At 58.0% G+C, this 20,678-nt stretch carries 21 protein-coding genes; 13 read left to right on the top strand and 8 right to left on the bottom strand.

Annotated elements, in window-relative coordinates; all coding sequences use genetic code 11:
• Positions 1–61: 61 nt before the first annotated feature.
• Complete coding sequence (gene dut / locus N7D90_RS00745; protein WP_019828201.1) at positions 62–517, bottom strand: dUTP diphosphatase; 456 nt, start codon at positions 515–517, stop codon at positions 62–64.
• A gap of 5 nt (positions 518–522) precedes the next feature.
• Complete coding sequence (gene coaBC / locus N7D90_RS00740; protein WP_261740454.1) at positions 523–1,731, bottom strand: bifunctional phosphopantothenoylcysteine decarboxylase/phosphopantothenate--cysteine ligase CoaBC; 1,209 nt, start codon at positions 1,729–1,731, stop codon at positions 523–525.
• 122 nt (positions 1,732–1,853) lie between these two features.
• Here coaBC and radC point away from each other — a divergent pair, with 122 nt between their 5' ends.
• Complete coding sequence (radC, locus tag N7D90_RS00735; RefSeq protein WP_261740453.1) at positions 1,854–2,528, top strand: RadC family protein; 675 nt, start codon at positions 1,854–1,856, stop codon at positions 2,526–2,528.
• A 3-nt stretch (positions 2,529–2,531) separates the two neighbouring features.
• Here the strand turns inward: radC and N7D90_RS00730 are convergent, their stop codons facing one another.
• Entirely contained in the window at positions 2,532–4,118 is a 1,587-nt protein-coding gene (locus N7D90_RS00730; protein WP_261740452.1) for an ABC transporter substrate-binding protein, read from the bottom strand.
• Between the two features lie 501 nt (positions 4,119–4,619).
• Here N7D90_RS00730 and rpmB point away from each other — a divergent pair.
• Complete coding sequence (gene rpmB / locus N7D90_RS00725; RefSeq protein ID WP_019410280.1) at positions 4,620–4,853, top strand: 50S ribosomal protein L28; 234 nt, start codon at positions 4,620–4,622, stop codon at positions 4,851–4,853.
• A gap of 11 nt (positions 4,854–4,864) precedes the next feature.
• Entirely contained in the window at positions 4,865–5,020 is a 156-nt protein-coding gene (gene rpmG / locus N7D90_RS00720) for a 50S ribosomal protein L33 (RefSeq protein ID WP_003437824.1), read from the top strand.
• A 125-nt stretch (positions 5,021–5,145) separates the two neighbouring features.
• Here rpmG and N7D90_RS00715 read toward each other — a convergent pair whose 3' ends face one another.
• On the bottom strand, positions 5,146–5,508 hold the full coding sequence (locus N7D90_RS00715; protein WP_261740451.1) for a cupin domain-containing protein: 363 nt from the start codon (positions 5,506–5,508) through the stop codon (positions 5,146–5,148).
• 238 nt (positions 5,509–5,746) lie between these two features.
• Between N7D90_RS00715 and N7D90_RS00710 the strand changes: the two genes are divergently transcribed.
• Complete coding sequence (locus N7D90_RS00710) at positions 5,747–7,240, top strand: aldehyde dehydrogenase (protein WP_261740450.1); 1,494 nt, start codon at positions 5,747–5,749, stop codon at positions 7,238–7,240.
• 63 nt (positions 7,241–7,303) lie between these two features.
• Positions 7,304–8,452, top strand: coding sequence for an MFS transporter (locus N7D90_RS00705; RefSeq protein WP_261740449.1), 1,149 nt, complete (start codon positions 7,304–7,306; stop codon positions 8,450–8,452).
• Here the strand turns inward: N7D90_RS00705 and N7D90_RS00700 are convergent, their stop codons facing one another.
• Positions 8,453–10,003, bottom strand: coding sequence for a phospholipase D family protein (locus N7D90_RS00700; RefSeq protein ID WP_261740448.1), 1,551 nt, complete (start codon positions 10,001–10,003; stop codon positions 8,453–8,455). It lies immediately after the preceding gene.
• A gap of 35 nt (positions 10,004–10,038) precedes the next feature.
• Complete coding sequence (locus N7D90_RS00695; RefSeq protein WP_261740447.1) at positions 10,039–11,460, bottom strand: PLP-dependent aminotransferase family protein; 1,422 nt, start codon at positions 11,458–11,460, stop codon at positions 10,039–10,041.
• Between the two features lie 169 nt (positions 11,461–11,629).
• On the opposite strand from N7D90_RS00695, the gene N7D90_RS00690 reads away from it, so the two are divergent.
• A complete protein-coding gene (locus N7D90_RS00690; RefSeq protein ID WP_261740446.1) occupies positions 11,630–11,863 on the top strand; it encodes a DUF1127 domain-containing protein in 234 nt (77 codons plus the stop codon).
• A gap of 101 nt (positions 11,864–11,964) precedes the next feature.
• On the opposite strand, the gene N7D90_RS00685 is transcribed toward N7D90_RS00690, so the two are convergent.
• Complete coding sequence (locus N7D90_RS00685; RefSeq protein WP_261740445.1) at positions 11,965–13,266, bottom strand: NAD(P)/FAD-dependent oxidoreductase; 1,302 nt, start codon at positions 13,264–13,266, stop codon at positions 11,965–11,967.
• Between the two features lie 147 nt (positions 13,267–13,413).
• Between N7D90_RS00685 and N7D90_RS00680 the strand changes: the two genes are divergently transcribed.
• Positions 13,414–13,767, top strand: coding sequence for a YkgJ family cysteine cluster protein (locus N7D90_RS00680; protein WP_261740444.1), 354 nt, complete (start codon positions 13,414–13,416; stop codon positions 13,765–13,767).
• Between the two features lie 13 nt (positions 13,768–13,780).
• Here the strand turns inward: N7D90_RS00680 and N7D90_RS00675 are convergent, their stop codons facing one another.
• Positions 13,781–14,269 (bottom strand): Lrp/AsnC ligand binding domain-containing protein, encoded by a 489-nt coding sequence (locus N7D90_RS00675; protein WP_016782681.1) that lies wholly within the window; start codon positions 14,267–14,269, stop codon positions 13,781–13,783.
• 156 nt (positions 14,270–14,425) lie between these two features.
• Here N7D90_RS00675 and dadA point away from each other — a divergent pair, with 156 nt between their 5' ends.
• From dadA to N7D90_RS00645, 6 genes are all read left to right on the top strand, one after another.
• Positions 14,426–15,727, top strand: a complete 1,302-nt coding sequence (gene dadA, locus N7D90_RS00670) for a D-amino acid dehydrogenase (protein ID WP_261740443.1) — start codon at positions 14,426–14,428, stop codon at positions 15,725–15,727.
• Positions 15,699–16,052 carry a RidA family protein gene (locus tag N7D90_RS00665; protein WP_261740442.1) on the top strand — a complete coding sequence of 118 codons (354 nt, stop codon included), beginning with the start codon at positions 15,699–15,701 and terminating at the stop codon, positions 16,050–16,052. The genes dadA and N7D90_RS00665 overlap by 29 nt, the downstream gene beginning before the upstream one ends.
• A gap of 101 nt (positions 16,053–16,153) precedes the next feature.
• Entirely contained in the window at positions 16,154–17,227 is a 1,074-nt protein-coding gene (gene alr / locus N7D90_RS00660) for an alanine racemase (protein WP_261740441.1), read from the top strand.
• Positions 17,228–17,354: 127 nt separating this feature from the next.
• The gene (locus tag N7D90_RS00655) at positions 17,355–17,903 is read left to right on the top strand and encodes a cupin domain-containing protein (protein ID WP_261740440.1); all 549 of its coding nucleotides are present in this window, start codon (positions 17,355–17,357) and stop codon (positions 17,901–17,903) included.
• Between the two features lie 180 nt (positions 17,904–18,083).
• The gene (locus N7D90_RS00650) at positions 18,084–18,497 is read left to right on the top strand and encodes a c-type cytochrome (RefSeq protein ID WP_261742528.1); all 414 of its coding nucleotides are present in this window, start codon (positions 18,084–18,086) and stop codon (positions 18,495–18,497) included.
• A 144-nt stretch (positions 18,498–18,641) separates the two neighbouring features.
• Positions 18,642–20,573, top strand: a complete 1,932-nt coding sequence (locus N7D90_RS00645) for an acetyl-CoA hydrolase/transferase C-terminal domain-containing protein (protein ID WP_261740439.1) — start codon at positions 18,642–18,644, stop codon at positions 20,571–20,573.
• The last annotated feature ends 105 nt before the right edge of the window (positions 20,574–20,678 follow it).

The raw sequence follows: 20,678 nt of genomic DNA, 5'->3' as shown, positions 1-20,678 counted from the left end.
GCTCAGAGGATTCAGTAAAACGTTTAAGGTCAGGCATCACGCCTGACCTGATACTGCAAAATCAGAGCTTGCCGGAATGGCCAAAACCACCAGCGCCACGCTGGCTTTCATCGAATTCTTCGACCAGTTCAAAGTGAGCCTGCACCACCGGTACCAGTACCAACTGAGCAATACGCTCGCCGATCGTGATGTTGAATGCGGTTTGGCCACGGTTCCAGCACGACACCATCAGTTCGCCCTGGTAATCGGAGTCAATCAGGCCGACCAGGTTACCCAGCACGATTCCGTGTTTGTGGCCCAGGCCCGAGCGCGGCAGGATCAGCGCGGCAAGGCCCGGATCGCCGATATACACCGACAGACCCGTCGGGATCAGCAGGGTCTGGCCCGGCTCCAGAACGGTGTCTTGTTTAAGCATGGCGCGCAGGTCAAGGCCTGCAGAACCTGGGGTGGCGTACTGTGGCAGCGGAAATTCGTTACCAATGCGTGGATCGAGGATTTTGGCTTGCAAAGCGTGCATACGAGTTAAACCTGGTTCAGACGTTCGGCGATAAAAGTGATCAGCTGGCGGGCAATCTTGCCCTTGCTGGTCTGGGCAAACACAGTGGCGTGCAGTTCGCGATCAATCACGCTGCACGCGTTTTCCTCGCTGTTGAAGCCGATGCTGGGGTTAGCCACATCGTTGGCCACAATCAGGTCGAGGTTTTTGTCTTTGAGCTTGCGCGCAGCGTAATCGAGCAAGTGCTCGGTCTCTGCAGCAAAACCGACACTAAAAGGGCGATCAGGGCGCGAAGCGATGGTGGCCAGAATGTCTGGATTGCGCACCATCTGCAGCAACAGGCCGTCACCCTTGGTAGGGTCTTTCTTGAGCTTTTGCGGGGCTACGACTTCCGGGCGGTAGTCTGCAACTGCAGCGGATGCAATAAACACATCACAGGGAATCGCCGCCTCACAAGCTGCGAGCATGTCCCGGGCACTGACCACGTCGATGCGGCTAACCCGATCCGGGGTCGGCAAGTGAACCGGGCCTGTGATCAAGGTTACGCGAGCACCGGCTTCAACTGCCGCTTCGGCCAGAGCAAAGCCCATTTTCCCGGAGCTGTGGTTGGTGATGTAGCGCACCGGGTCGATGTTTTCCTGGGTCGGGCCAGCAGTAATCAGTACGTGCTTGCCGGTCAGCACCTGACGCTGAAAGCACTCGGCGGCGCAGTGCACCAGATCATCTGCTTCCAGCATGCGACCAAAGCCTACATCTCCGCAGGCCTGGCTCCCGGAGGCCGGGCCAAATACGCGCAAACCGCGGCTCTCAAGCAATCGGGTATTGGCCTGGGTAGCCGGGTCACGCCACATGGCCTGGTTCATTGCAGGCGCGATGGCGACCGTTGCATCAGTGGCGAGCACCAACGTGGTCAGCAGATCATTAGCCAAGCCTTGGGCAAGACGAGCGATAAGGTCAGCGGTCGCCGGGGCGATCAGTACCAGATCGGCCCACTTGGCCAGTTCGATGTGGCCCATGGCCGCTTCAGCCGCCGGATCGAGCAAATCCAGATGAACGGGGTGCCCGGACAACGCCTGCATGGTCAGAGGGGTGATGAATTCGCTGCCGCCGCGGGTCATCACAACCCGTACTTCCGCGCCTTGGTCCAGCAGACGACGAACCAGCTCTGCACTCTTGTAAGCCGCGATGCCGCCGCCGACGCCCAAAACAATGCGTTTTCGATACAGCCGCTGCATAGGCCTGCCTTTTAGTTCGATGATGACTGCGCGGAAAATGGCCAAATGCCACGCAAAAATGATGGGCTAAGATAACACAGCGCCTGCCAGGGAACAGCGGCGCCCACTTACAAGGAGGTGTTATGAGCATTCGAGATTGGCCCGCGGCCGAGCGCCCGCGCGAGAAGCTTTTACAGCACGGATCATCCAGTCTTTCCGACGCAGAGTTGCTGGCAATTTTCCTGCGCACCGGGGTTTCGGGCAAAAGCGCAGTTGATCTGGCGCGTCATTTACTCACCGAGTTCGGCAGCCTGCGGGCCTTGCTCGAAGCCGATCTACGCGCATTCTGCCGCCAGCTCGGGCTGGGCCCCGCCAAGTTCAGCCAGTTGCAGGCGGTACTGGAAATGAGCCGTCGTCACCTGGCCGAGCGCCTGCGCCGCGACAGTGCTCTGGAGAGCCCGCAAGCAGTTCGCGACTATCTCAAGTCGCTGCTGCGCCATGAGCCGCACGAGGTTTTTGGCTGCCTGTTTCTGGACTCAAAACACCGCATGCTGGCCTTTGAAATACTCTTTAGAGGCTCCATCGACAGCGCCAGCGTTTACCCACGCCAGGTGGTCAAGCGCGCACTTGCGCACAATGCCGCAGCGGTAATTTTCTGCCATAACCACCCCTCCGGTATCACCGAGCCGAGCCAGGCCGACCGCACCTTGACCAAACGCTTGACCCAAGCGCTGGATCTGATCGAAGTGCGGGTGCTGGATCATTTTATTATCGGCGATGGCCAGCCGCTTTCAATGGTCGAGCACGGCTGGATGTAAGGCTCAAGGCTTGACGCTGACCGTCGAAAAGTCCTGACGCCCAAATGGACTTACCTGATAACCCTGTACGTCTTTACGGGTGAGTGCGTAAGCCGTTGGATGCGCCAGTGGCAGCCACAGCGCCTGCTGCTGAATCAGCGCTTGAGCCTTCTGATACAACGCGCTGCGCTTATCCTGATCGCTGAGGGTTTTACCCTGACTGATCAGAGCGTCCAGAGTCTTGTCGCAATAACGCGCAAAGTTAGTCCCGGACTTCACTGCCGCACATGAAAACTGCGGCGTGAGGTAATTATCCGGGTCGCCGTTATCACCGGCCCAGCCCATAAACAGCAGATCATGCTCGCCCGCCTTGGCGCGACGAATCAGTTCCCCCCACTCGATCACCCGAATATCGGCCTTGACCCCAACCTTGGCCAAATCAGCCTGCAGCAACTGCGCTCCCAGGCTCGGGTTCGGGTTGAGCACGCTGCCTGATGGGCGCGTCCAGATAGTGGTTTTAAAACCATCTTTAAAGCCCGCCTTGGCCAGCAATTCACGGGCTTTTTGCGGATCGTGCGCGTAACCCGGCAAGTCCTTGGCGTAACTCCAGGTCGTGGCCGGATAAATACCATTGGCAGCCTGTGCGCTGTTCTCGAATACGGCCTTGAGGTAAGTCTGCTTGTCGAAGGCCAGGTTGATCGCCTGACGCACTTCAGGCTTGTCCAGTGGTGGGTGTTGACTGTTGATCGCCACAAACGCGGTCATGAAGGCCGGGGTTTGCGCCACCGCCAACGCGGGATCCTTGGCGGCAGCTTCCACATCCAGCGGCTTGGGCGAGAGTGCAATCTGGCACTCATTGCGGCGCAATTTCTGGAGCCGTACGTTGGCGTCCGGGGTAATCGCAAAAATCAGCCCATCAACCGCTGGCTTGCCCGCAAAGTAGTCGGGGTTGGCCTTGTAGCGCACCACTGCATCTTTCTGGAATCGACTGAACACAAAAGGCCCGGTGCCAATCGGCTGGCTGTTCATCAACTCGGGAGTACCCGCCTTCATCAACTTATCGGCATATTCGGCCGAGTAGATTGACGCGAAACCCATGCTCAAAGCCGGTAAAAAGGTCGAGTCCGGGTGGCTTAGAGTGAAACGCACGGTCAGCGGGTCTGGGGTTTCAATCTTTTTGATCAGCTCGGGCAACTGCAAGGATTGTGCGTGGGGGAAACCGCTTTGAGCCACTTTGTGCCACGGATTGGCGGGATCAAGCATGCGTTCGAAACTGAAACGCACGTCATCGGCATTCAACTCTCGGCTCGGGGTGAACCAGGCCGTGCTGTGAAACTTGACCCCGGGACGCAGCTTGAAGTCGTATACAAGGCCATCAGGAGACACTGACCAGCTTTGCGCCAGACTGGGCACCAGCTTTGCGGATTGAGCGTCAAAATCCACCAGACGGTTCATCAGGACGTCTGCCGAGGCATTGGTGGTGCTGAGCGAGTTGTACTGCACCACATCGAACCCTTCAGGGCTGGCCTCGGTACAAACACTCAAGGTGGCCGCCTGAACTAGCGGGCTCAGGCAAAAGGTGAGCAAAAAGGGGACGGCAGCGAGGCGCATGATCTGTTTCCTTTACAAGTCGATGAGGCCCATCTGCAAGTGCAGTCTGGAAAAGGCTAACCCTAGTGCTCTGATAGAAAAATGACTACTTTTTAATGGCTGTAACCGCTGCCGAAGGCTGCGAAAAGGCCCGCAGAGTCTTCAATTATCGTGAAAACGCGACCCTTTTGTGCTCGCTCGCAGCCCTCGGCAGCGGCTACAAGCCGAGATTAATACCTGAACCCTTGTACCCCGCGACGAGCGGTAAATCGCTGTAAGGCATAGACGCCGCGTGGATTGGCGTTAAAATGGCGGCTTCATTAATTACAGCAAATCACACTGCTTGTTGTTGCTCTTTAGTCTTTCTGGTATAAAGCAGCGCTCTTTTCTAGGGGCCCGGTTCCTGCGTTTGTAGGTGTAGCCGGTAAGACCCTTAAAGAAACGCGGCGCCTGGCGCCATGACTGAGAGATTAAGCGGCCAACCCATGCCGGGTTGGGCATGTGGTTTTAGAGGGCTGAGGCATGTCGAGAGTCTGTCAAGTTACCGGTAAGGGTCCGGTGACTGGGAATAACATTTCCCACGCAAATAACAAAACCCGTCGTCGTTTCCTGCCGAACCTGCAGCATCACCGCTTCTGGGTTGAAGAAGAGAAACGTTTCGTACGTCTGCGCGTATCTGCTAAAGGCATGCGTATCATCGACAAGCGTGGCATTACTGTCGTGCTGGCCGAAATCCGCCGTGCTGGCAAGATCTAAGGGAGCTAATCATGCGTGAATTGATCCGTTTGGTGTCGAGCGCTGGTACAGGCCATTTCTACACCACTGATAAGAACAAGCGCACCACTCCGGACAAAATCGAAATCAAAAAATTCGATCCGCGGGTTCGCAAGCACGTGATCTACAAAGAAGCCAAAATCAAGTAATTGGTTTTTCTTCTTACGAAAAAGGCCCATATCTCACGATACGGGCCTTTTTTGTGCTCGCGAACAAAACAAAAAGCCCTGCCATCAATACATTGCAGGGCTTTTTTTATTCCGGGCCAGTAGCCTCAGGATTTCTGTTCAAACACCACGTAAATTTTCCGACATGGTTCCAGCACCTCCCACGTGCCCTTGAAACCAGCCGGGATCACAAAGCGATCACCGGCCCGCAGAGTCTTGGCGTTACCTTCCTGGTCACGCAAAACTGAAACGCCCTGCACGATTTCACAGTATTCATGCTCGGTGTAATTGACCGTCCACTGGCCCACAGCACCTTCCCACACACCAGCGCTCATCTGCCCACACGGGCTGTTGTAATGGTTGTGGATAACTTGTTCGGGGCTGCCTTTAAGCACCTTTTCGGGTGCAGGGCTGAAACGGTCAGCCTGGGTATTGGCAGTGCTGAAGTCGACTACGCTTGCGATGCTCATAATTGTTATCCCCCCGAAATTGCGACGTGTGTGGTCAGTAAAACCAAAGTCTATGTTTATTAAAACGAACAAGCCATGCCGTTTGCGACACATGTGTCAAATATATTGAAAGTTCGTGGGCCACTGGTTTAGGGTGGCGCATGTCTCGTGCCAGTCAATTTAGTGGACTGGACAGCATCCCTGACGCGCCACATGAAAAAGCCGGCGCTTCTATTTTTAACAAGAGGAGGACACTCGAATGACCACCCTGACGCGTGCTGACTGGGAACAACGGGCCCAACAGCTGAAAATCGAAGGTCGCGCCTACATCAACGGTGAATACACCGACGCGGCCTCCAGTGAAACGTTCGAGTGTCTGAGCCCGGTCGATGGCCGCTTGTTGGGCAAGGTTGCCAGCTGCGATAGCACAGACGCCCAACGCGCCGTAGAAGTTGCCCGCAAGACCTTCGAATCTGGCGTCTGGTCGCGCCTGGCCCCGGCCAAGCGCAAAGCTGCAATGATCCGCTTTGCTGGCCTGCTCAAGCACAACGCCGAAGAACTGGCCCTGCTTGAGACCCTGGACATGGGCAAACCAATCAGCGACTCACTGGGCATCGACGTGCCCGGCGCAGCCGGTGCGCTGAGCTGGAGCGGCGAAGCCATCGACAAGATTTACGACGAGGTTGCTGCTACCCCGCACGATCAGCTGGGCCTGGTGACCCGTGAGCCGGTAGGCGTTGTCGCTGCCATCGTGCCGTGGAACTTCCCGCTGATGATGGCGTGCTGGAAACTGGGCCCGGCTCTGTCGACCGGTAACTCGGTGATCCTCAAGCCGTCCGAAAAATCCCCGCTGACCGCCATCCGTATCGCCGCACTGGCTGTTGAAGCCGGTATCCCGGCAGGTGTATTCAACGTGCTGCCAGGCTATGGCCATACCGTCGGCAAGGCTCTGGCCCTGCACATGGACGTCGATACGCTGGTGTTCACCGGTTCGACCAAGATCGCCAAGCAGTTGATGATCTACGCGGGCGAATCCAACATGAAGCGTATCTGGCTCGAAGCCGGCGGCAAGAGCCCGAACATCGTCTTTGCCGACGCACCGGACCTGCAAGCGGCTGCCGAGTCGGCTGCCAGCGCCATTGCCTTCAACCAGGGCGAAGTCTGTACCGCAGGTTCGCGCCTGCTGGTCGAGCGCTCGATCAAGGACAAATTCCTGCCGCTGGTGATCGAGGCCCTCAAAGGCTGGAAGCCTGGCAACCCGCTGGACCCGGCAACCACCGTGGGTGCTCTGGTTGATACCCAGCAAATGAACACCGTGCTGTCGTACATCAAGGCTGGCCACAGCGAAGGCGCAAAACTGGTAGCGGGCGGCAACCAAATCCTGCAAGAAACCGGCGGAACCTACGTTGAACCGACCATTTTCGACGGCGTTAGCAACGCAATGAAAATCGCCCAGGAAGAAATCTTCGGCCCGGTACTGTCGGTCATCACCTTTGATAGCGCAGCAGAAGCCATCCAGATTGCCAACGATACGCCATACGGCCTGGCGGCTGCGGTGTGGACTGCGGACATTTCCAAGGCTCACCTGACGGCCAAAGCCTTGCGCGCCGGCAGCGTCTGGGTCAACCAATACGATGGTGGCGACATGACCGCTCCGTTTGGTGGTTTCAAACAGTCGGGCAATGGCCGTGACAAGTCACTGCACGCATTCGACAAGTACACCGAGCTGAAGTCCACCTGGATCAAGCTGTAACAGCATAAACGCTCCCACAATTGCTTTAACCCTATATTTTTAGTTATCCACAGGAGCACAGACATGCGTTGGGCGACTTATTTCGCCGTGCTGGCCTCGGTCCTCAGTGTCGGCCTGGCACTGGGCGTGAGCATGCCGCTGGTGTCGTTTCGCCTCGAAAGCTGGGGCTATGGCTCATTCGCGATTGGCGTCATGGCAGCCATGCCGGCGATTGGCGTGCTGCTCGGCGCCAGCGTTGCCAGCAAACTGGCTGCCCGCTTTGGCACGCCCAGCCTGATGCGCCTGTGCTTGTGGTGTGGCGCGCTCTCTATCGGCTTGTTGGCGCTACTGCCCAGCTACCCGGTGTGGCTGGTGCTGCGCCTGGTGATCGGCGTGGTGCTGACGATCATCTTTATTCTCGGTGAAAGCTGGATCAACCAACTGGTGGTCGAGCAATGGCGTGGCCGCCTGGTGGCGCTGTATGGCTCTGCATATGCCTTGAGCCAACTGTCCGGGCCACTGCTCTTGGGCGCAGTCGGTTCTGAGGGCGATTACGGGTTTTGGATCGGCGTGACCTTACTGATCCTCGCACCTTTGCTGCTGATGGGCCGCGATGGCGCACCCACCACTGAATCGTGCAGCGTGACCTTCATTGATCTGTTGGGATTCTGTCGGGGGTTGCCAGCCATTGCCTGGGCCGTGGCGCTGTTTGCAGCCTTTGAGGCGATGATTCTGACACTGCTGCCCATCTACTGCCTGCGTCAGGGCTTTACCGCTGACATTGCGCTGGCGATGGTCAGCACCGTGGTGGTGGGCGATGCCCTGCTGCAACTGCCGATCGGCGCGCTAGCCGACCGCCTGTCCCGCCGTTCACTGTTTACCGGCTGCGCAGTGCTGTTGATGCTGTCGAGCCTGGCGGTGCCGTTTCTGCTCAATACCCTGCTGATCTGGCCGCTGTGGGTGATCTTCGGCGCCAGCGCCGGGGGTCTGTTCACCTTGTCGCTGATATTGATCGGCGAACGCTACCGCGACGACGCTCTGGTACGGGCCAACGCCCACGTCGCGCAACTGTGGGGCATCGGCTGCCTGATCGGGCCATTGGCCGCAGGTGCGGGCAGCCAGTGGATCAGCGGGCATGCCTTGCCGCTGTTTATGACCGCAGGTGCACTGGTGCTGGTGATTCTGGTATTGCGCCAAGGGGCATTCGGGGCGGAACAGGCTGCCGCACAGTAGCTACAACATCCTCTCCAACCCCACACGCTTGCTGAACCAAGCGTTGAGCCGGCGCCACCAATTGCCCGGCTCCCGATGCAGTGTGTGCAACTGGCCATTGTCTTCAGTCACCCAGACAATCTGGCCCTGCTCCAGTTTCGGCTCATAACTCAAGGCCGGGGCCATGCCCTGCAGGGCCAGTTTTCGGGCTTCGGCGGCCAGTTCCGGGCTATCCACCAGCACCCCGACCTCGGTATTCCACAAGCCCGAACGCGGATCGAAATTGAACGAGCCGATAAACGATTTCTGCTGATCAAAAATCATCGCCTTGCTGTGCAGGCTCGAATCCGAACTCATCCCGTGCTTGAACAAGTGGGGACCACTGCCACCGCTGCTGCCCGGCTGACGGCGCAGCTCATAGAGTTTTACGCCATGCTCCAGCAACGCTTTGCGATATGGCGCATAACCGCCGTGCACAACGGGCACGTCTGTCGCTTCCAGCGAATTGGTCAATAAACGTACATCAACCCCGGCATCGGCACGCCCCGTCAGGTACACCAACCCGGTGTTACCCGGCACAAAGTAGGCTGAAATCAGGATCAGTTCCTGACTCACTCCCGCCAGTTCCGGCGCCAATTGCGTGGTCAGCAGCAAATGCGAGTCGGGCTCATCCCGGGCCAGCACCTTGCTTGGGGCATCCCACAACGCCTGATTCCAGGCCCAGATCAGCTCGTTGCGCCAAACGTCCAGCTGCGGGTTGGTTTCATACGATGCCAGCTCCTGGAACAGCGCAGGGTTGCGTTGTTGCGCGCGCTTGAGCGACGCCTCGAGTTTTTTGCGGGCTTTGCCCAACTCATGCACAGACAGGTTGGACGAGGCAAAATCACCAATCGGCTGGCTCAGGGCACTGTTCCAGTACTGGTCGAAGCTGTGGCCCAACTGCTCGGCCACCGGACCGACGCTAAGCAGGTCAATATCGGTGAAATTCAGCTCCGGTTTGGCATCGAAATACTCATCGCCCAAATTGCGCCCACCCACAATCGCCACGCTGTTATCGGCCAGCCAAAGTTTGTTGTGCATGCGCCGGTGCTGGCGCGAGAGGTTGAACAGTCGCCCCATCGCCCGCGTCACGCCGGTTCCACGCCCCAGTTGCAGCGGGTTGAACAGCCTGATTTGAATATTGGGATGGGCCGCGAGGGTCGCCAGAACATCGTCCAGGCCATCACTGGCGGTGTCATCGAGCAGGATCCGCACGCGCACGCCGCGATCTGCCGCCTTGATCAGTTCATCAATCAACATGCGGGTGCTCAACCCGTCGTGGACGATGTAGTACTGCAGATCGAGGCTGCTTTGAGCATTACGAATCAGCTCGGCCCGGGCCCTGAACGCTTCACCGCTGTTGGGTAGCAGGCGAAACCCCGAGCGGCCCTGATATGGCGCAGCCTGGGCCTGAATCGAACGGCCAAAGGCCGAGTCTGCAGCAGGTAACGCCTGCGTCGGTTCACGGGGTACGTCCAACGTGGCACAGCCTCCCAGCAACACAGTCAAAAACAATGCACAGAGTGATTTCAACGCTTAGAGCCTCGAGCCAGACGTCACAAAGGTAATTAAACGGTTTCTGCCAACAGTTTGCTGGCCGCCATCCCGACCTTGCGCACCGCGTCTTCGAGCTGTGGCGTTGGCTTTGCAGCGTAGTTCATGCGCAAGCAGTTGCGGTACTTGCCCGATGCCGAAAAAATACTGCCCACCGCAATCTGTACCCCCTGCTCCAGCAACACTCGATTGAGGCGCAGGCTATCAAACCCATCCGGTAGCTCAAGCCACAGCATAAAGCTGCCCTGGGGCCGACTGGCGCGGGTTCCGGGTGGAAAGTAACGACTGATCCAGCCCAGCATCAGGTCACGATTGCGCTGATATTGGCTACGCATTTTGCGCAGATGCGGCTCGAAATGACCGTTTTTCAAAAAGTCGGCAATCGCCAGCTGCGGCTGTGGCGCCGTAGAACCGGTGCTGATGTATTTCATGTGCAGCACCCGCTCCAGGTATCGCCCCGGTGCAACCCAACCGACGCGTAAACCAGGGGCCAAGGTTTTGGAAAATGAACTGCACAGCAGGACCCGGCCATCATCGTCGAAAGATTTGATCGTACGTGGGCGAGGGTAGGTGTAGGCCAATTCGCCATACACATCGTCTTCGATAATCGCCACATCAAAACGCTGGGCCAGGGTCACCAATGCCCGTTTGCGGGCCTCGGGCATGATGTAGCCCAGCGGATTGTTGCAGCTGGGCGTGATCTGGATCGCCTTGATCGGCCACTGCTCCAGTGCCAGCTCCAATGCTTCGAGGCTAATGCCGGTCAGCGGATCGGTGGGAATCTCCAGCGCCTTCATGCCCAGCCCCTTGAGGGTTTGCATAGCACCATGAAAGCTCGGCGAGTCGACCGCCACAATGTCACCCGGCTCACACACCGCGCGAATACTGCACGACAGTGCTTCATGGCAGCCGGTAGTAATGACCAGATCTTCAGCACCCAGTTGGCAGCCAGAGTCGAGCAACAGACGCGCCAACTGCTCGCGCAGGCCCAGCACCCCGTAGACGTTGTCGTAATACAGACCAGGCAAATCCAGACGCCGGCTAATCTGCGCCAAGCTGCGCAATAGCGGCTTGATGGTTGGCGTGGTGACATCGGGCATGCCGCGTCCCAACTGGATCACGTCCTTTTGCGGCACCGAGCGCACCAGTTCCAGCACCTGCTCCCATTGCGAGATTTCCACCGGGCGCTGAGCCGGTTTACCCATGCCAGGCAGGGCAGGCAACTCACGCTCTATCGGCACAAAGTACCCGGACTTCGGGCGCGGCGAAGCCAGCCCGTTGTCCTCCAGCAACCGATACGCCTGCTGCACCGTGCTCAGGCTCACGCCATGCTCGGCGCTCAGCGCCCGCACCGAAGGCAAGCGGTCGCCAGGGCGATAAAAGCCCTGCTCGATGCGCGTACCGAGCAGCTCGGCAAGATTGACGTAAAGGGTCATGGCAGGGCTCCCGCAGAGTAAACCAGTACAGATTGAGGAAAAACCAAGGATTCAGCGTTTAAAACGCCGTATCTGTATGCACGTAAAACAACTTTGTTGAATCTGTCATGGTTTTGAGCGCAAGGCCATCATGCTGACTCATAGCAATCGAGTCAAAAGGAGCTGTCTGATGAATGGTTTGAGCGATGTCCGTCTGACGCTGCACAGCCAACAATTAGTGGCCGAGCATGAAGCTCGTCAAGTCACAAGCACCCCGCCCGGGCTTGGACGCTGGGGCCTGTTCTGGCACCGCGCACGCAGCCGCCGCGCCCTCCTCACCCTGGACGAGCAACAACTGCGTGACGTAGGCCTGAGCCCCGAAATGGCCCAACGTGAAGGCTGCAAACCGTTTTGGCGGCCGTGAATGCTGAGGTGGAACCGTAGCAGCTGCCGGACGCAGCCTCGTTCCTTCGGCAGCTGCTACGCAATGACTTGCAGCGCAACATGGAGTTTTGCTTCTGACTGTCAACCCAGCTCTTTCAACCGATGCCACAGCATCCCCAGTGCCAGCAACGGTGAACGCAGGTATTTGCCGCCGGGGAAGGTGATGTGCGGGACTTTGGCGAACAGGTCAAAACCGTCACTGTGCTGACCACTGATGGCCTCGGCCAGCAACTTGCCCGCCAGGTGCGTCGCGTTAACCCCGTGCCCTGAGTACGCCTGCGCGTAATACACATTGGGCTGGTCTGGCAGACGACCGATCTGCGGCAAGCGGTTGGCACCGATGCCAATCATGCCGCCCCACTGATAGTCGATTTTTACGTCTTTCAGGTGCGGGAACACTTCAAGCATTTTTGGACGCATGTACGCTGCAATGTCCTGCGGGTCACGCCCCGAATAATGACAGGCCCCACCAAACAACAAGCGACGGTCCGCCGACAACCTGTAGTAATCCAACGCCACGCGCTGATCGCACACCGCCATGTTTTGCGGCAGCAAAGCGTGAGCCTCGGCTTCGCTCAACGGCTCGGTGGCGATGATGTAACTGCCTGCAGGCAGCACTTTTCCACTTAGTTGCGGATTGAGATCCTTCAGATAAGCGTTACAACCCAACACCAAACTTTTGGCTCGCACCGAGCCCTGCGCCGTGTGTACCCGCACTTCGGGGCCGTAATCGATACGGGTCACGGCAGAGTGTTCATACAGCTTTACACCCAGTTGCGCAGCCGCCGCCGCTTCGCCCAACGCAAGGTTTAGCGGGTGCAAATGCCCCGACCCCATATCGATGAAGCCGCCAACATAGCGATCCGAGCCCACCACGCTGTGCACCTCATTGGCTTGCAGCAGGCGGGTTTCGTGGCGGTAGCCCAGATTGCGCAGCTCCTGGGCCTCCTCGGCAAAACCTTCAAGGTCGCGGGGTTTGTTGGCCAGGTCGCAATAGCCCCATGTCAGATCACAGGCGATATTGAAACGCTCCACGCGCTGGCGAACGATTTCCACCGCCTCCAGCCCCATCAGTTTCATTTGCCGCACGCCGTCCTTGCCGATAACCCCTTCAAATTGCTCAAGGCCATGACCCACCCCGCGTATCAACTGGCCGCCATTGCGCCCACTGGCACCCCAGCCAATCTTGTGAGCCTCGAGCAAGACCACACTCATGCCGCGTTCGGCCAACTCCAGCGCCGTGTTCAACCCGGAGAAGCCACCGCCCACCACGCACACGTCAGCCACCAACTCGCCTTGCAGCACCGGATGATCGGGCTGCGGCAAGCTGCTGGCGGCGTAATAAGAGGCGGTGTGCTGGCTGCGCTGAACCGGGGCGCTCATGGGGGTAATCCTGATTATTGATGTGTGGAAAATTTGACGGAGCATAAGCCGGGCCATTCCCGCGGGGCAAGAACAGCCGGGCGGCGCTGTCTAGAGTAGGGGTTTTAGGGCAAACTCTATGGCCTTTTGAAAATCGGTAAATCCTGGATGAGCTGCAACAGTCACAAGATCCGCTTTCTGCGGCAACAAATCCCCTCGTTTGAATGCGTGCCGGGTTGCCATGACTGCTGCGGGCCTGTGACCACCTCATCCGAAGAAATGGCCCGGCTGCCACGCAAGACCCCCGCCGAGCAGGAAGCCGCGATGGACGAGCTGAACTGTGTGCATCTGGGGCCTAATGGCTGCACGGTGTATGAAGAACGTCCGTTAATCTGTCGTCTGTTCGGCACTACGCCGACCCTGCCATGCCCCAATGGCCGCCGCCCGGTGGAGATGATTCACCCCAGCGCCGAGAAACTGGTGCATGAATACATCGCCAGTACACGCCAGGTGCTGGTTTGACTGTGGGGTTGAGTTAATCCGCAATCGGCAAATTCAAGCTCTCTTTCACTTCTTCCATCACGATATAGCTCTTGGACTCACGCACATGGGGCAGTTTGAGCAGGATGTCGCCCAGCAGCTTGCGGTATGAAGCCATCTCGCTGATCCGTGCTTTCACCAGATAGTCAAAGTCTCCCGACACCAAATGACACTCCAGCACGTGGGGCAACTTCAACACCGCACGTCGGAACTCATCGAAGGTGTCGCCAGACTTGTAGTCCAGACTGATTTCAACAAATACCAGCAGGCTGCCCTGCAAATGCTGCGGGTTGAGCCGGGCGTTGTAGCCCATGATGATTCCTTCGCGCTCCAGCCTGCGCACCCGCTCGGTGCAGGGCGTAGTCGACAGCCCGACCTTCTCTCCCAGCTCGGTAAACGAGATGCGGCCATCGACCTGGAGGATGCGCAAAATATTGCGATCAATCTTGTCCAACTCACGCTTTGTTTGATGATTTGTACGCATAGGAGATTCTCCTCCGTGAAAAGCGTTTTGGCCGAGAATTGTCGCCAAATATAGCTGCTTATACAGTGAATTCCACTACTCAATGATTCATATACTGCGCTCATCTTCGCTTTGAACAATAAACGTCTGCGGCTGGCCGCGATGAGGGATATAAATATGCGAGTTATGGTATTGGGTGGCGGCGTTATTGGTACTGCCAGCGCCTATTATCTGGCCCGAGCCGGTTTCGATGTGGTCGTCGTAGACCGTCAGCCAGCCGTTGCAATGGAAACCAGTTTTGCCAACGCCGGCCAGGTGTCCCCAGGCTACGCTTCGCCGTGGGCCGCGCCGGGTGTGCCGCTCAAGGCAATCAAATGGTTGCTGGAGCGCCACGCCCCTCTGGCAATCAAGGCTACCACCAGTATTGACCAATACCTGTGGATGGCGCAGATGCTGCGCAACTGCACCGCCAGCCGCTATGCCGTGAACAAGGAGCGCATGGTTCGTCTGTCCGAGTACAGCCGTGACTGCCTCGACGAATTGCGCGCCGAAACCGGCATCGCCTACGAGGCCCGCAACCTGGGTACTACTCAACTGTTCCGTACCCAAGCACAACTGGATGGTGCTGCCAAAGACATCGCCGTACTCAAAGAGTCCGGCGTGCCTTACGAACTACTCGACCGCGCTGGCATTGCCCGCGTCGAACCAGCACTGGCCAATGTTACCGACATTTTGACCGGAGCCCTGCGCCTGCCAAATGATCAAACTGGCGACTGTCAGATGTTTACCACTCGCTTGGCCGAAATGGCCAAGAACCTGGGTGTGGAGTTCCGCTTCGGCCAGGATATCCAGCGTCTGGACTACGCAGGCGACCGTATTAATGGCGTGATGATCGACGGCAAGCTCGAAACTGCCGATCGCTATGTACTGGCACTGGGCAGCTACTCGCCGCAGTTGCTCAAGCCGCTGGGCATCAAGGCACCGGTTTATCCGCTCAAAGGCTACTCGTTGACCATCCCGATTACCAATTCGGACATGGCCCCGACTTCGACTATTCTCGACGAGACCTACAAGGTTGCGATCACCCGTTTCGATAACCGCATCCGCGTTGGTGGCATGGCTGAAATCGCCGGTTTTGACCTGTCGCTGAACCCGCGTCGACGCGAAACCCTGGAGATGATCGTCAACGACCTTTATCCTCAGGGCGGTGATCTGAGCCAGGCCAGTTTCTGGACCGGCCTGCGCCCGACCACACCGGACGGCACGCCGATTGTGGGCGCGACCCCATTCAAAAACCTGTTCCTGAACACCGGTCATGGCACGCTCGGTTGGACCATGGCCTGCGGTTCCGGTCGTTTCCTGGCGGATGTGATGGCCAAAAAGACCCCACAAATCAGCGCCGAAGGCCTTGATATTTCCCGCTACGGCAACCACCAGGAGAATGCAAAACATGGCAATCCAGCGCCAGCTCACCAATGAACGCATGAGCCAGATCGTTGCCCATAACGGTACTGTTTACCTGTCCGGGCAAGTCGGTGACGACATGAACGCCGGGGTAGAGCAACAAACCCGCGAAACACTGGCCAACATCGAGCACTTGCTGGACCTGGCGGGCACCGACAAAAGCCGCATCCTGTCGGTCACCATCTACCTCAAAGACATCGATGCCGACTTTGCCGGCATGAACAGCGTATGGGATCAGTGGCTGCCTAAAGGCGTCGCACCGGCCCGCGCTACCGTTGAGGCCAAGCTGTGCGAACCTGAAATTCTGGTCGAACTGTCTGTCGTGGCTGCACTGGCGTAGGCTTTTTGATCACATAACAGTCCCTCTTGCGGTGCAGCACGCAGTTTACGCTGCGGGTTTGCACCGTTTTTTTATTCAATTGCCGTTAGAAGCCCGCCGCCATGCGCCCAGCCCGTGCCCTGATCGACCTCCAAGCCCTGCGTCACAACTACCAACTGGCCCGTGAAGTCACGGGGGCCAAAGCCCTCGCTGTGATCAAGGCCGATGCCTACGGCCACGGAGCCGTGCGCTGTGCCCAGGCCCTTGAGGCTGACGCCGATGGTTTTGCCGTCGCCTGTATTGAAGAAGCACTGGAGCTGCGCGCTGGAGATATTCGCGCGCCCATCCTGCTGCTCGAAGGTTTTTTTGAAGCTGATGAACTGCCGCTGATTGTCGAACACGACTTCTGGTGTGTGGTGCATTCGCTGTGGCAACTCGACGCAATCGAGCAGGCCAAGCTCGCCAGGCCGATCCAGGTATGGCTAAAACTGGACAGCGGCATGCACCGCGTCGGCCTGCACCCGGGCGACTACAAAGCCGCTTACCAGCGCCTGCAAGCCAGCGCCAACGTGGCCAAAATCGTGCTGATGAGCCACTTTGCCCGCGCCGATGAGCTGGATTGCACCCGCAGCGTAGAGCAAGTCGCTGTGTTCCTGGGAGCCCGCGCCGACTTAACGGCTGAAATCAGCTTGCGCAACTCGCCGGCTGTGCTCGGCTGGCCACGCGTGCCAAGTGACTGGGTACGACCGGGCCTGATGCTGTACGGCGCCTCGCCATTTGAAGAGCCCCAGGCCACTGCATCACGCCTGCAGCCGGTGATGACCCTGGAGTCAAAAGTAATCTGCGTGCGTGAATTGCCTGCCGGCGAGCCAGTGGGCTATGGCGCAAAATTCATCACCCCGAAACCCATGCGTATTGGCGTGGTGGCCATGGGGTACGCCGACGGCTACCCGCGCCAGGCCCCGACCGGCACTCCCGTCCTGGTGGCCGGTGTACGCAGCCAATTGCTGGGTCGGGTCTCGATGGACATGCTGTGCATCGACCTCACCGAGGTGCCACAAGCAGGCCTGGGCTCGACGGTGGAGTTGTGGGGCAAAAACATCCTCGCCAGTGAAGTGGCGGCCAAGGCTGACACCATTCCTTACCAGATTTTCTGCAACCTGAAACGAGCGCCACGCCTCTATTCCGGGAGCTGATCGGTTGTATCCAAAGTGCGGGGCCAACCGGGCACGCAGGTTTGAAGTCGAAGTGTTGTAAATACTGAACGCTATCGCCATGATGGCGGCTTCTCGACCTGAATCTGACCCCTAGGAGGCTCCCGCATTGGACGTCGGTGAACGACTGCAATCCATCCGCAAACTGAAAGGCCTGTCACAACGTGAACTCGCCAAGCGTGCGGGCGTCACCAACAGCACCATTTCGATGATCGAAAAGAACAGCGTGAGCCCTTCAATAAGCTCCCTGAGAAAAGTGCTGAGTGGCATTCCCATCTCCATGGTCGAATTTTTTTCCGAAGAAATCCTTCAAGAAAACCCGACTCAAATTGTCTACAAAGCCAATGAGCTGATCGACATTTCCGATGGCGCCGTGACCATGAAACTGGTCGGCAAGGCACATCCGAGCCGGGCCATTGCATTTCTCAACGAGATTTACCCACCGGGTGCCGATACCGGGGACGAAATGTTGACCCATGAAGGTGAAGAAACCGGGATTTTAGTAGAAGGTCGCCTAGAGTTAACCGTAGGCCTTGAGACCTTCGTGCTCGAAGCAGGCGACAGCTATTATTTCGAAAGCTCAAAGCCACACCGTTTCCGTAATCCGTTCGACGTTGCGGCGCGACTAATCAGCGCAGCCACCCCGGCGAACTTCTAAGAACAGAGGCGCCCTGCTTGTTTGCAGAGGCACCCATTGATGCATTTCGCCGGCTCTATTCCCCCTTTGTCTTTAGGGTTGTTTCAGAGAGGCGGGCTAACCGTTATACTTTCGCCGCCCGCGAAACCGTGGTTGTGGGCGTGAATAGCCACCATTGAGGGTGAACGCGTGAACCTAATTATGAAAATGCTGGCCGTACCAGCAGCAGTATTGGCCCTATGGGCTGTCAACGCTCAGGCAGCAACGAACGATGACATCGCTAAACGTCTTGAGCCAGTCGGCAAAGTCTGTGTTCAAGGCCAGGAATGCAAAGGGATGGACGTAGCAGCCTCTGTGGGCGGCGGCGGTGGCATGACACCGGACGACATCATTGCCAAGCACTGCAACGCATGCCACGGCACCGGTCTGTTAGGCGCACCGAAAATCGGTGACACCGCAGCCTGGAAAGAGCGCGCCGATCACCAGGGCGGCCTTGATGGCATCCTGGCCAAGGCCATCACCGGTATCAACGCCATGCCGCCAAAAGGCACGTGCATGACCTGTACCGATGACGAGCTCAAAGGTGCAATCGAGAAGATGTCCGGTTTGAAATAAGCCGATCCTCTCTGAAAAAGCCGCTGATGGGCGGCTTTTTTGTGCCTGCGATTTGAACAGACCCGTTGCGCGCCCTTGCTCTTTGCAACCAAGACCGGCCACTCTCTGTCACATCTCTATACACGGATGGTTTTGGAGGGTCAGATGGTGCAGTCCTGTTCGATCGAGCGTGCAGTCGATGATGTGCTGGCGCGTCTACCGATGCATATTCACCTTGGCCTGCCGTTAGGTCTGGGCAAGGCCAACCGGTTCGTCAACGCGTTGTATCAGCGCATCAGGCAACTGCCCGAGCGCCAGCTGACGATCTACACCGCCCTGAGCCTCGGCCGCCCGCCGCTCGGAGATGGTTTGCAGCGGTTGTTTCTTGAGCCTTTTATCGAACAGGTTTTTGGCGATTACATCGAGCTGGATTACCTCGCCGATCTGCATCACAACCGCATGCCCGAAAACATCCACGTCGAGCAGTTCTTTATGCAGCCGGGCAGCCTGCTCAACAGCCCTGCGGCCCAGCAGGATTACGTCAGCAGCAATTACAGCCACGCAGCCCGCGATATCAATGCCTGCGGCCTGAACCTGGTGGCGCAGATCATTGCCCGTCATCCACAAGAGCCAGGACGCCTGAGCCTGAGCCTGAGCTGCAATCCGGACATTACCCTCGACTTATTGCCCATGATTGCCAAGCGCCGAGACGCTGGCGAGACCATCTTGATAGTGGGTCATGTGCACAGTGACTTGCCCTATATGCCGGGTGATTCTGAGCTTGGCGTGGAGGACTTTGACCTCCTGATCGACGAAGATGAGCGCACAACGCTGTTTTCTACCCCCAATATGCCGGTTACCCTGCAAGATCACTTTATCGGCTTGCACGCCAGCACCCTGATACGCGACGGCGGCACCTTACAAATTGGCATTGGCTCGATGGGCGACGCCCTGAGCGCCGCTTTGCTCGCACGTCAGGGCGATAATGAAGGCTATCGCAGCCTGCTCGACGAGATCGATATCACGCCCTGGCGCACCCTGATTGAACAGCAGGGCGGCGTCGAACCATTCGTCCGCGGCTTGTATGGTTGCAGCGAAATGTTTGTCCACGGGCTGATGGTACTGGCCGATGCGGGGATTGTACGGCGCAAGGTCTACCCTGATGTGGAACGGCAAACCCGGGCCAATGCAGGGACCCTCGACGAAAACCTGCAAAGCGACGGGGTGAGCATCCACGGCGGCTTTATCCTCGGCCCCCGCGACTTTTACCAGCGACTACGGGAACTGCCCCACAGCAAGCGCTGCGAATTCAACATGACCGCCATCAGCTACATCAACGAGTTGTATGGCCAGGAAGACTTGAAACGCCTGCAGCGACGCGATGCCCGCTTTGTGAACAGCGCCTTCACCGCCACCTTGCTCGGCGCTGCGGTGGCCGACCAACTGGAAGACGGCCGGGTGCTCAGCGGAGTCGGCGGGCAATACAATTTTGTCGCCCAGGCCCACGCGCTGCATGACGCTCGCTCGGTGATCATCCTGCGCAGCTGGCGTGAATCGGGCGGTGATGTGAGTTCCAACATTGTCTGGGAATACGGTCACTGCACCATCCCGCGGCATCTGCGCGATATTGTGGTCACCGAATACGGCATCGCCGACTTGCGCGGTAAAACCGATCGAAAGGTCATCGAAGCGCTGCTCAATATCACCGACTCGCGCTTCCAGACCGAACTGATCGCGCAGGCGCAACAAATCGGCAAACTGCCCAAGGACTTTTGCCTTGATCCACGTTTTGCCGATAACAGCCCTGAACGCTTGCAGGGAATAGCCGCACGACACTCGCACTTGTTCCCGGAATACCCGCTGGGCAGCGATTTCAGCGCGCAGGAGCAAGACCTGCTGCGAGCGCTGAATTGGCTCAAGAGCAAATTCAAGCTCACGCAAATCTACCAGCTGGGCAAAGCCACACTGGACGCACCCTCGCCGCAGGCATTCCCCGAGCACTTGGCGCGCATGCAACTGGCCCAGCCAGACGGACTGCGCGAAGAGCTGTATCAGCGCTTGCTGCTGGCAGGGTTGCAAGCAACCAAGGTTTTGTAGCAGCTGCCGTAGGAACGAGGCTGCGTTCGGTTGCGAAGCAATCGTAAATCCTGAACCCCGGATTTACCTGATACACCGTGGTACCCGGTTTTACGACGACTGCGT

It is taken from the genome of Pseudomonas fragi (assembly GCF_025426255.1).
Classification (GTDB): Bacteria; Pseudomonadota; Gammaproteobacteria; order Pseudomonadales; family Pseudomonadaceae; genus Aquipseudomonas; species Aquipseudomonas kulmbachensis.
The sequence above is the reverse complement of the archived record's forward strand: the minus strand, read 5'-3'. Positions and strand labels throughout refer to the sequence as shown.

Bases quoted from the DNA above. Each gene is read 5' to 3' on its own strand.
- rpmB (WP_019410280.1), top strand. From the start codon at position 4,620: ATGTCGAGAGTCTGTCAAGTTACCGGTAAGGGTCCGGTGACTGGGAAT.
- rpmG (WP_003437824.1), top strand. From the start codon at position 4,865: ATGCGTGAATTGATCCGTTTGGTGTCGAGCGCTGGTACAGGCCATTTC.
- N7D90_RS00665 (WP_261740442.1), top strand. From the start codon at position 15,699: ATGGCAATCCAGCGCCAGCTCACCAATGAACGCATGAGCCAGATCGTT.
- N7D90_RS00690 (WP_261740446.1), top strand. From the start codon at position 11,630: ATGAATGGTTTGAGCGATGTCCGTCTGACGCTGCACAGCCAACAATTA.
- alr (WP_261740441.1), top strand. From the start codon at position 16,154: ATGCGCCCAGCCCGTGCCCTGATCGACCTCCAAGCCCTGCGTCACAAC.
- coaBC (WP_261740454.1), bottom strand. From the start codon at position 1,731: ATGCAGCGGCTGTATCGAAAACGCATTGTTTTGGGCGTCGGCGGCGGC.
- N7D90_RS00645 (WP_261740439.1), top strand. From the start codon at position 18,642: ATGGTGCAGTCCTGTTCGATCGAGCGTGCAGTCGATGATGTGCTGGCG.
- dut (WP_019828201.1), bottom strand. From the start codon at position 517: ATGCACGCTTTGCAAGCCAAAATCCTCGATCCACGCATTGGTAACGAA.
- N7D90_RS00730 (WP_261740452.1), bottom strand. From the start codon at position 4,118: ATGCGCCTCGCTGCCGTCCCCTTTTTGCTCACCTTTTGCCTGAGCCCG.
- N7D90_RS00710 (WP_261740450.1), top strand. From the start codon at position 5,747: ATGACCACCCTGACGCGTGCTGACTGGGAACAACGGGCCCAACAGCTG.
- N7D90_RS00680 (WP_261740444.1), top strand. From the start codon at position 13,414: ATGAGCTGCAACAGTCACAAGATCCGCTTTCTGCGGCAACAAATCCCC.
- N7D90_RS00695 (WP_261740447.1), bottom strand. From the start codon at position 11,460: ATGACCCTTTACGTCAATCTTGCCGAGCTGCTCGGTACGCGCATCGAG.
- N7D90_RS00650 (WP_261742528.1), top strand. From the start codon at position 18,084: ATGAAAATGCTGGCCGTACCAGCAGCAGTATTGGCCCTATGGGCTGTC.
- N7D90_RS00685 (WP_261740445.1), bottom strand. From the start codon at position 13,266: ATGAGCGCCCCGGTTCAGCGCAGCCAGCACACCGCCTCTTATTACGCC.
- N7D90_RS00675 (WP_016782681.1), bottom strand. From the start codon at position 14,269: ATGCGTACAAATCATCAAACAAAGCGTGAGTTGGACAAGATTGATCGC.
- dadA (WP_261740443.1), top strand. From the start codon at position 14,426: ATGCGAGTTATGGTATTGGGTGGCGGCGTTATTGGTACTGCCAGCGCC.
- N7D90_RS00715 (WP_261740451.1), bottom strand. From the start codon at position 5,508: ATGAGCATCGCAAGCGTAGTCGACTTCAGCACTGCCAATACCCAGGCT.
- radC (WP_261740453.1), top strand. From the start codon at position 1,854: ATGAGCATTCGAGATTGGCCCGCGGCCGAGCGCCCGCGCGAGAAGCTT.
- N7D90_RS00705 (WP_261740449.1), top strand. From the start codon at position 7,304: ATGCGTTGGGCGACTTATTTCGCCGTGCTGGCCTCGGTCCTCAGTGTC.